This window comes from Bacillus cereus, from assembly GCF_007678085.1.
GTDB lineage: Bacteria > Bacillota > Bacilli > Bacillales > Bacillaceae_G > Bacillus_A > Bacillus_A cereus_BE.
Window position 1 is genome coordinate 786,459 of the sequence record NZ_VEDW01000002.1, and the last position, 12,931, is coordinate 799,389.

Here is a 12,931-nt window from a genome sequence, read left to right on the forward strand (position 1 = left end):
TAAAGGAGATAAATTATCATGGAAAAAATCTTTAAAGTAACTAGCGACTCAGGAATTCATGCTCGTCCAGCAACTCTACTTGTAAACACTGCAAGCAAATTTGGTTCTGACATTAACTTAGAGTATAACGGAAAGAACGTTAACTTAAAATCAATCATGGGCGTTATGTCTTTAGGCATTCAACAAAACGCAGAAATTAAAATCACTGCAAATGGTGATGATGCAGCTCAAGCACTAGCAGCTATCGAAGAAACTATGAAAAACGAAGGATTAGGAGAATAATGACTCTTAACATTCAAGGGATCGCTGCATCAAGTGGGATTGCTATTGCAAAGGCTTTCAGACTTGAGAATCCTGAATTTAACATCGAAAAAAAATCAATTACAAACGAAGCTGCAGAAATTGCACGCTTAGACGCTGCGCTTGAGAAAGCAAAAACTGAATTAGAAGCTATTAAGGACCACGCTTTTGCTGAGCTAGGTGCTGATAAAGCTGCGATCTTTGAAGCTCATTTATTAGTGTTAAATGATCCAGAATTAGTAAACCCAGTAAAAGATAAAGTAAATAGCGAAAAAGTAAATGCTGAATTTGCAATGGATGAAGTTGCATCAATGTTTATTTCTATGTTTGAAAACATGGATAACGAATATATGAAAGAACGCGCTGCGGACATTCGTGACGTAACAAAACGTGTTCTTGCACATTTACTAGGCATTAACTTCTCAAATCCTGGTACAATTTCTGAAGAAGTAATCATCATTGCTGAAGATTTAACACCATCGGATACAGCTCAGTTAAACCGTAAGTATGCAAAAGGTTTTACAACTGATATCGGTGGCCGTACATCTCACTCTGCAATTATGGCTCGCTCTATGGAAATTCCAGCTGTTGTTGGTACGAAAGTTGTTATGGAGAAAATCCAAAACGGCGATATCGTAATCATCGACGGTTTAGATGGAGAAGTAATTGTAAATCCATCAGAAGAAACTCTTCGTTCTTTTGAAGAAAAGAAAGCGAAATTTGAAGAGCAAAAGACTGAATGGGCAAAATTAAAAGATCAAGCTACTGTAACAAGTGATGGACATCATGTTGAGCTTGTTGCAAATATCGGAACACCAAATGATGTACAAGGTATTATTGATAATGGCGGAGAAGGCGTTGGTTTATACCGTACAGAATTCTTATACATGGGCCGTGACAATCTTCCAACAGAAGAAGAGCAGTTCGAAGCGTATAAAGCAGTTCTTGAAGGTGTAAAAGAAGGTCAACCTGTTGTTGTTCGTACACTTGACATTGGTGGAGATAAAGAGCTTCCATACTTACATTTACCAAAAGAAATGAACCCATTCTTAGGATACCGTGCAATTCGCTTATGTCTTGATGAGCAAGATGTGTTCCGTACACAACTTCGTGCATTACTTCGTGCTAGCGTATACGGTAACTTAAAAATTATGTTCCCAATGATTGCAACTCTTGATGAGTTCCGTCAAGCTAAAGCAATCTTATTAGAAGAGAAAGCGAAACTTGTAGAAGCGGGTACAACTGTTTCTGATTCTATTGAAGTTGGTATGATGGTTGAAATCCCAGCTTCAGCAGTATTAGCAGATCAATTCGCGAAAGAAGTTGATTTCTTCTCTATTGGAACAAATGATTTAATCCAATACACAATGGCTGCAGACCGTATGAACGAACAAGTATCTTACTTATACCAACCATATAACCCATCTATTTTACGTCTTGTAAAAATGGTTATCGATGCTGCTCATAAAGAAGGCAAATGGGCTGGTATGTGTGGTGAGATGGCGGGAGATTCACTTGCTATCCCATTATTATTAGGATTAGGTTTAGATGAGTTCAGTATGAGTGCAACATCTATTCTTCCTGCAAGAACACAACTAAGCAAGTTGTCAAAAGCAGAAATGGAAACATTAGCAGAAAAAGCATTAATGATGTCAACTGCTGAAGAAGTTGTTGAACTAGTTAAAAGCATATAATCAATAAAAAAACCTGAGTCGATTTGAAATCGGTCTCAGGTTTTTTCTATGAGAAAAGTAAATCTTATTTTCTTACTATAGAGGATAAGATACAGAACTAGATAGCGATAGCAACGATATCAGTTGGGCATACACGTAAAATACCATTAAAAGTATTACGTTGACGGTTCTTATCATCTTTGTCGTTGTCTTTATCATCTTTATCATTATTGTTACGAGCTAAAGCAGAGAAAAGAGCAACACCGTTAGCGAAACCTTCAAAAATTACATTGTTGAAAGATCCAATACCTTTAATGCTTAAAAGAGAAAGCTCTGTTCCAACTGAAATGCTAGCAAGTACGTTACATACAGCTGGTTGTTGTGGCTTAACTACTTCTTTCTCTTTTTCACGACGGTCACACTCTCTTTCATGATGATGACAGTCTCTAAAGTTATCACAGCATCCAAATGATCCAAACATAATCCTCATCACCCCCTTCACACTTATAATCTATGTAAGTTCGGTAATGAGTGACTGGACAGAGAGTGGAATTTTTTCTAGGGGATTTTCTCATTTTAAAAGACTAGCTGGGTGTTTATTACGGGATGATGTTTAAAATAGGATAGATATCACAAAAAAATGTAAAGACCACCGAAATGAATGAAATAGGCAGCCTTTACACTTTTTTGCTTTTATATAAAACGATGATATATACAGGAAGAGCTAAGAGTAGTGGTACAATGGATCGTGCAGTATGTTTTTCTGATTCTAATTGGAATGCTTCTTCTTTTGGAAATTGTAAAACTGAAATATTTGCAGCATCACCAATAAAATATAGAAGCAGTACAGTTACTATGTAGCATAAAAGTGCAATAAAGCTTCCGTATGAACTCAATGAAAATCCCTCTCTTGTTATCTATTTGTTATCATTGTATCACAATTGTAACAAAAACACACGGTTATATTTCGATGCTTTAACAAAATTCGACACGAAACGCCATTTATTTGTATGGAAGTAGCATAAAATTTACTATTTTTTTATGTATAGATGTCGAATAATACATTGTAATATTACGGATGTGTGACAAAAGAAAAAGAAACGCAGGTAATGAAATTACCTGCGTTTCTTTTTTATTCCGTATTAATAGGCAGTAAGCCCCTCATATTGATTACAGCTTCACTTTATTATTTTGCCCATTCACTCACTTGTTCTACGCTCATTCGTGGTGCAGGGTGACCTTTTAAAGTTGATTCTCCAATTGTAATAAGCATAATTGGTACGTAACGAGATGAAACATTGAATTCTTCTGTAAGTGCTTGTGGGTTGAAACCACCAATCGCACAAGTATCCCAGCCAGTTGCTTTAGCTGAAAGCATAAGTTGCATTGCTGCTAAAGATGCATTTGAAAAGGCTGCATCTCTTGGGAATTGTTCACGAGCATATGCAGACTCAATATTTTTAGCCAAGCGCTCTTTTGCTTCTTCTTTCATGAATCCTTGTTCTACAATTGGACCATAAACGGGTTCAACGTTTTTATAAGCTTCTAAATCACCTAAAATAGCGACTACAGCAGAAGCATCAAGAATTTGTTGCTGGTTATAAGCGATTGGATGTAATCGTTTCTGTATATCTTCACCTTGGAATACGAGGAATTTCCAGTGCTGCAAATTCCAAGCAGAAGGTGCTTGAGCAGCTCCCTTTAAAATCTCGTGTAACTCTGTAGATGAAATTTCTTTCTCTGGGTTGAATGCACGTGTAGATGTGCGTTCATATAGAACGTTAAAAAAGTTATCGTTTGTCATTGTATATCCTCCAAATTACATATCAAATAATGAAAAAATACATGTAATATATTCTACTTACATTTTGTAAGTTATCGAATTTAAGAATATAATATATTTATTTTAATTGTCAAGTTTTAAAGTGGAAGTTAGGGCATTCATACAAACGATCCAATTCCTATAATCATACACTAAAAAAGGAATTTATAGAGTGAAAAAGCGAAGATAACATTCTCAATTAGCTTGTTAACATGTATCCCTCACTCATTAAAGTTTTTAGAGAACAGTTTTTTATAAAATGTTTGTGAGGAATTCAGTAGAACAAGATATATGAAGTGAGTGAAGACTAGTGATGAACATACTACATTTTTTATTAGAGAATACGGTTTTCCAAAATGTATTACAAGATCTTCAGTTAAATGTCCTTTATATAGAAAATGGATGTACACATCAACAAACGATAGAAAATATTCATCCCAAATGTATGTTTATAGCAAATAGTTTTGAAGAAGGAGAAGTATTGTTTCAGAGGACTAAACCACATATTGTAATTATGTATGTAACAGATTTTTCCCAAATAAAATATATAAAGAATATGTATAATCCACAGAGTACATTTATTGTCATTTGGGATCAACAAATAACAAGCGAGTTTGCAGAGGTGCTTACGTTAGGAATACGTAATATTGTGATAGCCCCTGTGACTCCACAAATGGTGTTAGAGGAAGTGAATAAAAGTTTGTATCAGCTTTCTTTAGTGCGACAAGTAAGTTTGCAACAAGAACTACTTCAAACGATGTTTGATTTTCAAAATGATCTATTATTTATAGTAGAAGACGATGAGATCGTTGATTGTAATACGAATTTTTTAGAATTTTTCGGATATGAAAATTTGTTTGCTTATCGTGAGCACCATTTAGTATTTGCTGAACACTTGATTAGAGAAAATGGATACTATTCAACAACTCATGATATAACATGGTTAGATGATACATTATCATATGATAGAAGAATTAAGATGACCAATTATGAAGGGGAAGTGTCAACTTTTTTATTACGTGCGACACCATTGCCAGAAGATTTATCAAGATTTATTGTGAAGTGTACAGAGATTACAGAATTAGATGAAATCTATCAAGAACAAGAAAGGCTCGCTATGATAGATTCATTAACAGAGATTTATAATCGCTTGAAATTCCAACAAATACTAGAGGCGGAATGGGATAATGCGATGCGTAATAATGAAAACATAGCACTTATTTTATTTGATATAGATAATTTTAAAACAGTAAATGACACGTATGGCCATGATTTTGGTGACTTAGCATTAATTCAGCTTGCAGAGCTTATGAAATCTAAAGTGGAGCAGCAACATGTATTTGCAAGGTGGGGAGGAGAAGAATTTATTATATTAGTAACGAATACAGTAGAAAAAGAAGCGTTTCAGGTTGCGGAATCATTACGATTTTTCATTGAAACAAAGCAATTTTCAGGAATCTCGAAATTAACAGCGAGTTTTGGAGTCGCATTATATGAGCAAGGGATTACAAGAGAAGAATTAATGCAACGAGCGGATATTGCATTATATGAAGCGAAAAAAAATGGGAAAAATCAAGTGTGTGTATATAGAAAAGAAAAAAAGTAATTTTTCGCAACAAATTGTTGCGATTTTTTTTTATTGTTTGATAATAGAATGTGGGGGGATTTTGAACGAAGGAATTATGGAGGAACAACATGATAAAAAATAATGATGATGACTGTGCTGTCTGCTGTAGTTTGTGGTGGAGTATACTATTTTCTCTATAACCCCAATATAAAGGAAAGCACTGTATTAACAACTAAGGTGAATCCTACTATTGAATCAGAGGTACAAGAGAATATAGAAGAAAAAGAGGAACAATAAATTGATTATGCTAGTATATCTCAAAAGTTAGATCAATATTTAATAGGAAAGCAATTTAATGGAACGGTTTTAGTGACAGATAAAGAGCATGTTATATTGAATAAAGGATATGGGTATGCTGATGTTCAAAAGAAGATAGAGAATACGCCTCAAACAAAATATCGTATCGGTTCCATTACGAAAACAGTCGTGGCCACATCTATTTTACAGCTGCAGGAACAAGGGAAGCTAAATATTCAAGACAATGTAAATAAATATATTCCCTCTTTTCCAGTAGATAAAAATATTACTTTATATCATTTGTTAACACATACATCAGGTTTACCAGAAAGCGGAAAAGGGAAAGTGAATGCCGCTTCTCGTATAAACTTAGTAAATTGGATTGGAAGCCAAAAATTAGAGTTTCCACCAGGCACTGGTTGGAGATATACAGATTATAATTATATGGTGCTTGCCTATATTATAGAAAGTATATCAAAAAAGCCTTTAGGAGATTACATAAAAGAAAATATATTTACTAAAGCAGAAATGCATGAATCTGGTATGGGAAATACGCCTAAGGGAGAGCAGCATTTTACTAAAGGATATGTAAAGAAAGAGAATGTATTTGAACCTGCACAAAAATTGTTAATGGAGTGGTTATACGGATGCGGTGAGATGTATACGACAGTTGGCGATATGAAGAAGTTAGACGAAGCGATTATAAATGGGAAACTTCTTTCTGAACAAAGTATACAAGCGATGTTTTCACCTTCAGCAGAACGAAAATATGCATTTAGTTTTTATATTTATCCGGATTATTTTCATAATCATGGTGTACTATCTGGTTGGAACACTTTCAATAATTTTAATAAAGAAAAAGGGATTTTTGTTATTTTATTTTCAAATGTGAAAAATAGTATAGATGATGATTTTAATAATGAGTTTCGAAAGATGGTAAGTGATTTATTAGAACAAAGGGGATGAGAAAATGGAACGTAAAAATGTATCAATAGGTTTCATCGGAATTGGTGTAATGGGAAAAAGTATGGTGCGTCATTTAATGGAAGATGGTCATAAAGTATATGTATATAATAGAACAAAAGCGAAGACAGACTCTTTAGTGCAAGATGGTGCCAATTGGTGCGATACACCGAAAGAGTTAGTAAAGCAAGTTGATGTTGTAATGACTATGGTTGGATATCCACATGATGTAGAAGAAGTATACTTTGGTATAGATGGAATTTTGGAGAATGCAAATGAAGGCGCGATAGCAATTGATTTCACGACATCTACACCAACATTGGCAAAACGTATTAATGAAACGGGTAAAAGTAAGAATGTATATACGTTAGATGCACCTGTATCTGGAGGAGACGTTGGTGCGAAAGAAGCAAGACTCGCAATTATGGTCGGTGGCGAGAAAGAAATATATGAAAAATGTTTACCTTTATTTGAAAAGCTAGGAACAAATATTCAGTTGCAAGGGCCAGCTGGAAGTGGACAACATACAAAAATGTGCAATCAAATTGCGATTGCTTCTAACATGATTGGAGTATGTGAAGCTGTTGCTTATGCGAAAAAGGCTGGACTAGACCCAGATAAAGTATTAGAGAGTATTTCAACGGGAGCAGCAGGTAGCTGGTCATTGAGTAACTTAGCTCCTCGAATGTTAAAGGGAGATTTTGAACCAGGGTTTTATGTAAAGCATTTTATGAAAGATATGAAGATAGCTTTAGATGAGGCTGAAAAATTACAATTACCAGTACCAGGTTTAAGATTGGCGAAGGAATTGTATGAAGAGTTAATGAAAGATGGGGAAGAGAATAGCGGTACACAAGTGTTATACAAAAAATACATAAGGGGGTAAATGGGGTGGATCTTCAAAGATTTGATGATATGATTGATACTGTACAACGAGCAACTTGTATACAAATTAGTGCAAAGCAGAAAGAAGCTTTTAAACAAAAATATGACTTTGAGCCGAAATTCGAATATGGAAGAGATGAGAAGGGGCATTATGTTATTCGAACTTCAAAAAAGATGTTAGAAGAAATGGAGTTTTATTTGGCATTGAAATATGATCGAGAGGGAGTTGAGCTTTATATGCAAGCAGAGATTGACGATATATGTCACGTATCTGTTAGCTATAGTGAAGAGGCCCTACATTTACAAGAATTGTTTCAATTTCTAGAAGAAAATAAATAAAAGTCCTCATTTGAGGACTTTTATTTATTTAGGTATATATAATTTTTATAATTATAAGCTAGAAGCTCTGCGGCATCGTTCAACTGGGAATGGAATAACTTGCGCGATGTGATTAGGAGCAAATTGTTTTGCACGAGCATGGCGTACTATATAAAATGCACACAGAATTGAAACAGGAATAGCGCCGAACAAACCAAAAAGTAAAGCGCTTACACAAGATGCAACAAAACCTAAAACCCCAACTTCTAACTCTTCCATAATAGCTCCTAAAATAACAGGAAGTGCTCCACACGTAACCCCTAGTATAAGTGCGATAAGTAAACTCATGATTATCCCCCTCTGTTTGCGATATTCTTTTCCTTCTTATTTAATTGTAGTATATCATACGTAAAACAGAATTTTCAGAAAAAATTCAAAAAAAGTTCAATAAATGTTCAAAAAGTGTTAAGAAATACACTTGAAAAATAGAAGGAGAAAATTGTTTTAGTATGGAATGACTCGTGCATTTGAGAAAATAAAAAATCAGGCTTATTTCATTTTTTGAAATAAGCCTGTTCCATAGGAGGATGTATATATGTAGAGTGAATAAAAGGTTGGAAAAGGGGATCCAAGTCCTTTTATTCAACTAACTACCTTAATAGATTGGAACCCAGCCTTCAGATGTAACAAAAATGCGAATAGCTACAACTTGACGATCATCTTGCAAGGTAAAATAATGTCTTGCATTTTCAGGTACAGATATGAGATCGCCTGGCTCAAGTTCAACGTCAAAGAACTTCCCATCTTTGCCTTCAATAGCAAAGATGCCATGCCCACTAACAATAAAGCGAACTTCATCATCAGTATGATGGTGTTCTTTTTGGAAATTAATTAACAATTCATCGAGGTTAGGTGTGCTATCAGAAAGTGAAATGACATCATGTGCTTTATAACCTCGGCGCGCTGAAACATCAGCGATTTCCTTTGAAAACACAGCTAATATTTCAGCCTTGTTTTCATCTGTTAACGAATAATTTTCACTTAAATGAGTAGGAAGCTTAGAGATGTTCCATTTCTCATATAAAACACCTTCCTCTTGTAGAAATTTAGATACTTCCACCTCATTTTCAATGCGAGTATTTATTTCATGAATACGAATTTGCGCCATTAGAAACGCCTCCTTGAATTGATAATAGTTTTATATGAAATTGGAATAAAAACTCATAAGCTTCTAATCTTTTCTTTGCATCAAAGCTATCTCGGCCCCATACGGTAATACCGTGGTTACGGATTAATACTGCTCCCGAATCACCTTGTATATGCTTTCGGAAGTTTTCTCCAAGCGTTGGGATATGGGCATGGTTTTCGATAATAGGAATGTTAATTGTTGCGCCTTCTTCCCAAATATCGAGAGCTTTAATAATTTCTTGGTTTTGAAAGGTGACTGTATCATTATATAAATTTGTGATGACATTGTTATCAGTTGTATGAACATGAAGTACGCACCCGGCATTTGTATTGTTATAAATATGTGTATGCAATATTGTTTCTGCTGACGGGCGTAATTCAGTCTCTAATACGGGAACCCCTAGATAATCTACTAATAGAAAATCATCTGGAGTAGTTTTTGTTTTATCTTTACCACTTGCTGTAATAAGAAAAGTAAGTGGCTCATGACTAACCTTTATAGAAATATTACCACTCGTTGCTGGAAACCAATTTCGTGTTGTTAATTCTTTTTTTATCTCGCTTAAGTCATACCATTGACGAAAAAGTTGTTTCATGATTTCACCTCCAACAAATGTTTTAATTCATTTTGAATATCATGGAATGTTTGAAACGGTGTATAAGCAATATAATTCTCTTCACACTTTGTAATAAGGAAGTCACGAGCAAATACTTTATCTGCTTGTTTCGCAGCTTGTAAATCAGTAATTGAATCTCCAATCACAATATGGAAGTCATTCGTATCACTTAATTTACGGATTAAAGATGATTTACATAAACCGCAATGATTTTGACAATGATGATCACAAGGATGAGGCCACTTAACGGTAATGAATTCCCTTGAAAAGTCTGTTTCATTACAGTAAATTTGCTTTTTTGGAATGATTCCTTGTAAGAGTGGATAGACGAAGAAATCCATTCCGCCTGATATAACATAAAAAGAAATGTTATTTTCATTTGCAAATTGTATAAATTCCTGAAAACCACTACGTATTTCAGCAGTTTCGATTAAAAATTGAATTATATCATCGTGTAGACTAGTAGGTATTAATTGAAATAATTGAGAAACACCTTCTTGAATAGACAGCTCTTGTGATAAAATTCTATTCTTTACTTCCTCAGCTTCTGGTGGTGCGAATTTTTCCATAATGGACATAATGTTATCATTATTTGTAATCGTGCCATCAAAATCACAAAATACTTGAATACTCATAATTTCACCTCATGAGAGGGATTTCCCCATATTTGTAGTGCACTATGCAAATTTATGTCATCTACTTCATGGAGTGGTGTATTTTGCAAAGTAGCATCAATTGCAGTACGGAAAGCTTTACCGCCGCCTTGCGCGCCGCTCGGATGTCCATGTATCCCGCCGCCAGCATTAATAACAACATCTTTACCGAAGTCTCGTACAATAAAGGGAACGAAACCAGGGTGAATACCAGCAGACGGAACAGAAAAACTCTTTTTGAAAAATGCATCGTCTTCAGTTAAATGTTTTGAGATGGCAAGAGCCTCCTCTTTTTCTAGCGCAACACTTCCGTATGGAGATGGGAATAATGAGAAGTCAGCCCCAGCATAACGTAGTAGCTTTCCGAGTAATAATGGAGATGAAACTCCATATAACTTGGATGCTGAATAAGCACCACTTACAGCAGGGTGTGCCATAATAGGAACTGGGATTTCATCATCTTCTGCAAGTGATTGTAGTACATCCAGTCCGTAAGCAAATACGTTAAATAATAGAATGTCAGCCCCAGCGTGCACTGCGCGTTTCGCATTTTCTTTTAAATCGAAAGTTCGTCCTGTTAAATTTACGGCATATAACGTTTTATGTCCGTATGTTTCATATACGGATTGTAAAACTTCTTTTCCAGATACAATGCGTTTCGTAAGTGGTGTTAATGCATTCTCAAATAATATTTCATCATCTTTTACTATATCTACACCACCAATTGCTTGATCGCGTAATTGCGTTTTTAAATACCCAATATTTCGTCCAATCATTCCTTTAAAGATACTCATTAAAAGGGGACGATCATACACTTGTAAAAGATTTCGAATACCATCTATGCCAAACTTTGGACCAGGAAAATATTTTTTTAACTCATCTGAAAAAGTTAAGTCAATTAATTTCACTTCGCCATCAAGTGATAGCTTTCCGAATGTAGTTGTTAAAATTGCCGGTAAGTCTGGACTGAAGTTTAATAATGGATATTCGATTTTAATAATCCCGCGTTTTACTTTTTTACGTAAATACAAATTGGTATGCTCTTGTTCAGCTAATTCCTCGACATGAATGACGTTTCCTTTATGCTGTTTTAATTGTTCCTGCAATAAATGCGGCAAATGTGTCCAAGAGCCAATTGTTAAACCGAATGCAATTTGCTCAGCCTTTTTTTCTAAGTTATGTGAATCATCATGGATTAAATACGTCGCTATAATTCCGCTCATTGTTATAACCTCCTAGTTAAATAAAAAAACCTCTCAGCTAAGGAGAGGTTTTTTTACAACCAGCTCCTTATCTGTCAGCGTAATGCTGCGAGAATTAGCACCGTGTCTACAATTGTAGATCGGTTGCCGGGTTTCGTCGGGCTCGTCCCTCCACCTGCTCTTGATAAGAAGTATTTAGAAATGTTTAAATTTTTAAGATAACTGAATTTTGTCAGATATTTTTCATGTTGTCAATTACTTTTTGAAAAAATTTAATTTATCAATTCGATTAATGGCTTCTCGTAATCTATCTTCTGTATGCAAGAGACCAACACGGACATACCCTTCGCCATGTTCACCAAATCCAACACCAGGAGCAACTGCAACATGTGCTTTTTCTAGTAAAATATCAGCAAATTGCTCAGAGGTATATCCTTTTGGAACAGGAAGCCATGCAAAGAATGACCCTGTTGGAATGTCTACATTCCAACCAATTGAGTGACAAGCTGAAATAAGAGCGTTTCGTCGAGATTCGTAACTATTTACAAGGTCTATTACGCAAGACTGTGAACTTAATAGTGCTTCGCGGGCAGCATCTTGAACTGCACCAAAAATACTAACATACATATGATCTTGTAATAAGTTAATTGTTTCAATCACACTTTCATTTCCCACAGCAAAAGCAATACGCCATCCAGCCATATTGAAAGTTTTTGATAGAGTGTAAATTTCAATACCTGTATTTTTAGCACCGTCTGCTTGCAAGAAACTAACAGGTTTTTGACCATCGAACCCAATCGCACCGTAAGCAAAATCATGAACGACTAATATATTATGTTTATTAGCAAAATGAATGGTTTCATCAAAGAAATCTTTTGATGCAGTAGCACCGGTCGGATTATTTGGATAGTTTAAAAACATTAATTTTGCACGCTCGGCAATAGAGTCATCAATTTTCGTATAATCGGGTAAAAAATTATTTTCTGCAATAAGCGGCATTGTTTCAAATTGTGCTTTTGCTAAAGCAACTCCTGATAAATAATCTGGATAGCCTGGATCTGGAACGAGAATAGTATCACCAGGGTTTGTAAAACAAACTGGTAATTCTACTAATCCAGCCTTTCCGCCAAACAAAATAGCAACTTCTGTTTTTGGATTTACTACTACATCATATTCACGTTGATAGAATGTTGCCACGGCTTCTTTTAAACTTTCATGTCCGCGAAATGGCGGATATTTATGATGAATGGTCTTTTCTGCAGCATCTTGTAACGCTTTTACGATATGCTGCGGTGTTGGTTGATCTGGATTACCTTGACCTAGATTAATAACATCGTGACCAGCTGCTACGACTTTGTTAACTTTTGCAACAAGTGAAGCGAAAAATTGTGTTGGCAATGATGTTACTATCTCAGAAGGTTGAAATAATTTCATACTTTCCACCTC

Annotated in this window: 15 protein-coding genes and 1 riboswitch; of the genes, 6 read left to right on the forward strand and 9 right to left on the reverse strand. The window is 35.1% G+C overall.

Annotated features, from left to right (window positions below; translation table 11 throughout):
* Positions 1-18: 18 nt before the first annotated feature.
* Entirely contained in the window at positions 19-282 is a 264-nt protein-coding gene (gene ptsH, locus FS742_RS13370; RefSeq protein WP_000411080.1) for a phosphocarrier protein HPr, read from the forward strand.
* Positions 282-1,994 (forward strand): phosphoenolpyruvate--protein phosphotransferase, encoded by a 1,713-nt coding sequence (gene ptsP / locus FS742_RS13375; protein ID WP_000174216.1) that lies wholly within the window; start codon positions 282-284, stop codon positions 1,992-1,994. Before ptsH ends, ptsP begins: the two co-directional genes overlap by 1 nt.
* Positions 1,995-2,091: 97 nt before the next feature.
* Here the strand turns inward: ptsP and FS742_RS13380 are convergent, their stop codons facing one another.
* The 3 genes from FS742_RS13380 to FS742_RS13390 form a co-directional block, all read right to left on the reverse strand.
* Positions 2,092-2,454, reverse strand: a complete 363-nt coding sequence (locus FS742_RS13380) for a DUF3915 domain-containing protein (protein WP_144612830.1) — start codon at positions 2,452-2,454, stop codon at positions 2,092-2,094.
* A 196-nt stretch (positions 2,455-2,650) separates the two neighbouring features.
* Complete coding sequence (locus FS742_RS13385; RefSeq protein ID WP_000100487.1) at positions 2,651-2,869, reverse strand: hypothetical protein; 219 nt, start codon at positions 2,867-2,869, stop codon at positions 2,651-2,653.
* 290 nt (positions 2,870-3,159) lie between these two features.
* Complete coding sequence (locus FS742_RS13390; protein ID WP_144612832.1) at positions 3,160-3,777, reverse strand: nitroreductase family protein; 618 nt, start codon at positions 3,775-3,777, stop codon at positions 3,160-3,162.
* A 331-nt stretch (positions 3,778-4,108) separates the two neighbouring features.
* Here FS742_RS13390 and FS742_RS13395 point away from each other — a divergent pair, with 331 nt between their 5' ends.
* The 4 genes from FS742_RS13395 (at position 4,109) to FS742_RS13410 (ending at position 7,846) form a co-directional block, all read left to right on the forward strand.
* Positions 4,109-5,401, forward strand: a complete 1,293-nt coding sequence (locus FS742_RS13395) for a GGDEF domain-containing protein (protein ID WP_144612927.1) — start codon at positions 4,109-4,111, stop codon at positions 5,399-5,401.
* A gap of 258 nt (positions 5,402-5,659) precedes the next feature.
* Positions 5,660-6,625, forward strand: a complete 966-nt coding sequence (locus FS742_RS13400; protein ID WP_260869660.1) for a serine hydrolase domain-containing protein — start codon at positions 5,660-5,662, stop codon at positions 6,623-6,625.
* Positions 6,626-6,629: 4 nt separating this feature from the next.
* Positions 6,630-7,508, forward strand: coding sequence for an NAD(P)-dependent oxidoreductase (locus FS742_RS13405; protein ID WP_144612834.1), 879 nt, complete (start codon positions 6,630-6,632; stop codon positions 7,506-7,508).
* Positions 7,509-7,513: 5 nt separating this feature from the next.
* Positions 7,514-7,846, forward strand: coding sequence for a DUF3909 family protein (locus FS742_RS13410; protein WP_144612836.1), 333 nt, complete (start codon positions 7,514-7,516; stop codon positions 7,844-7,846).
* 51 nt (positions 7,847-7,897) lie between these two features.
* Here FS742_RS13410 and FS742_RS13415 read toward each other — a convergent pair whose 3' ends face one another.
* The 6 genes from FS742_RS13415 to FS742_RS13440 all read right to left on the reverse strand — a co-directional run bounded on the left by FS742_RS13415 (position 7,898) and on the right by FS742_RS13440 (position 12,919).
* Complete coding sequence (locus FS742_RS13415) at positions 7,898-8,173, reverse strand: hypothetical protein (RefSeq protein WP_144612838.1); 276 nt, start codon at positions 8,171-8,173, stop codon at positions 7,898-7,900.
* Positions 8,174-8,480: 307 nt separating this feature from the next.
* Positions 8,481-8,993: a 1,2-dihydroxy-3-keto-5-methylthiopentene dioxygenase gene (locus FS742_RS13420; RefSeq protein WP_144612840.1), complete on the reverse strand. Its 513-nt coding sequence runs from the start codon at positions 8,991-8,993 to the stop codon at positions 8,481-8,483.
* On the reverse strand, positions 8,971-9,609 hold the full coding sequence (locus FS742_RS13425; protein ID WP_144612842.1) for a methylthioribulose 1-phosphate dehydratase: 639 nt from the start codon (positions 9,607-9,609) through the stop codon (positions 8,971-8,973). The genes FS742_RS13420 and FS742_RS13425 overlap by 23 nt, the downstream gene beginning before the upstream one ends.
* Complete coding sequence (locus tag FS742_RS13430; RefSeq protein WP_144612844.1) at positions 9,606-10,265, reverse strand: 2-hydroxy-3-keto-5-methylthiopentenyl-1-phosphate phosphatase; 660 nt, start codon at positions 10,263-10,265, stop codon at positions 9,606-9,608. The genes FS742_RS13425 and FS742_RS13430 overlap by 4 nt, the downstream gene beginning before the upstream one ends.
* The gene (gene mtnW, locus FS742_RS13435; RefSeq protein WP_144612846.1) at positions 10,262-11,506 is read right to left on the reverse strand and encodes a 2,3-diketo-5-methylthiopentyl-1-phosphate enolase; all 1,245 of its coding nucleotides are present in this window, start codon (positions 11,504-11,506) and stop codon (positions 10,262-10,264) included. The genes FS742_RS13430 and mtnW overlap by 4 nt, the downstream gene beginning before the upstream one ends.
* Before the next feature lie 64 nt (positions 11,507-11,570).
* A riboswitch (SAM riboswitch) is annotated at positions 11,571-11,676 on the reverse strand.
* Positions 11,677-11,740: 64 nt separating this feature from the next.
* The gene (locus FS742_RS13440; RefSeq protein WP_098665355.1) at positions 11,741-12,919 is read right to left on the reverse strand and encodes a pyridoxal phosphate-dependent aminotransferase; all 1,179 of its coding nucleotides are present in this window, start codon (positions 12,917-12,919) and stop codon (positions 11,741-11,743) included.
* Between the last annotated feature and the right edge of the window lie 12 nt (positions 12,920-12,931).

Coding starts and splice junctions, on each gene's coding strand:
- FS742_RS13420 (WP_144612840.1), bottom strand. CDS start 8,993: ATGGCGCAAATTCGTATTCATGAAATAAATACTCGCATTGAAAATGAG.
- FS742_RS13425 (WP_144612842.1), bottom strand. CDS start 9,609: ATGAAACAACTTTTTCGTCAATGGTATGACTTAAGCGAGATAAAAAAA.
- FS742_RS13390 (WP_144612832.1), bottom strand. CDS start 3,777: ATGACAAACGATAACTTTTTTAACGTTCTATATGAACGCACATCTACA.
- mtnW (WP_144612846.1), bottom strand. CDS start 11,506: ATGAGCGGAATTATAGCGACGTATTTAATCCATGATGATTCACATAAC.
- FS742_RS13430 (WP_144612844.1), bottom strand. CDS start 10,265: ATGAGTATTCAAGTATTTTGTGATTTTGATGGCACGATTACAAATAAT.
- FS742_RS13395 (WP_144612927.1), top strand. CDS start 4,109: ATGAACATACTACATTTTTTATTAGAGAATACGGTTTTCCAAAATGTA.
- ptsH (WP_000411080.1), top strand. CDS start 19: ATGGAAAAAATCTTTAAAGTAACTAGCGACTCAGGAATTCATGCTCGT.
- FS742_RS13415 (WP_144612838.1), bottom strand. CDS start 8,173: ATGAGTTTACTTATCGCACTTATACTAGGGGTTACGTGTGGAGCACTT.
- FS742_RS13380 (WP_144612830.1), bottom strand. CDS start 2,454: ATGTTTGGATCATTTGGATGCTGTGATAACTTTAGAGACTGTCATCAT.
- ptsP (WP_000174216.1), top strand. CDS start 282: ATGACTCTTAACATTCAAGGGATCGCTGCATCAAGTGGGATTGCTATT.
- FS742_RS13440 (WP_098665355.1), bottom strand. CDS start 12,919: ATGAAATTATTTCAACCTTCTGAGATAGTAACATCATTGCCAACACAA.
- FS742_RS13405 (WP_144612834.1), top strand. CDS start 6,630: ATGGAACGTAAAAATGTATCAATAGGTTTCATCGGAATTGGTGTAATG.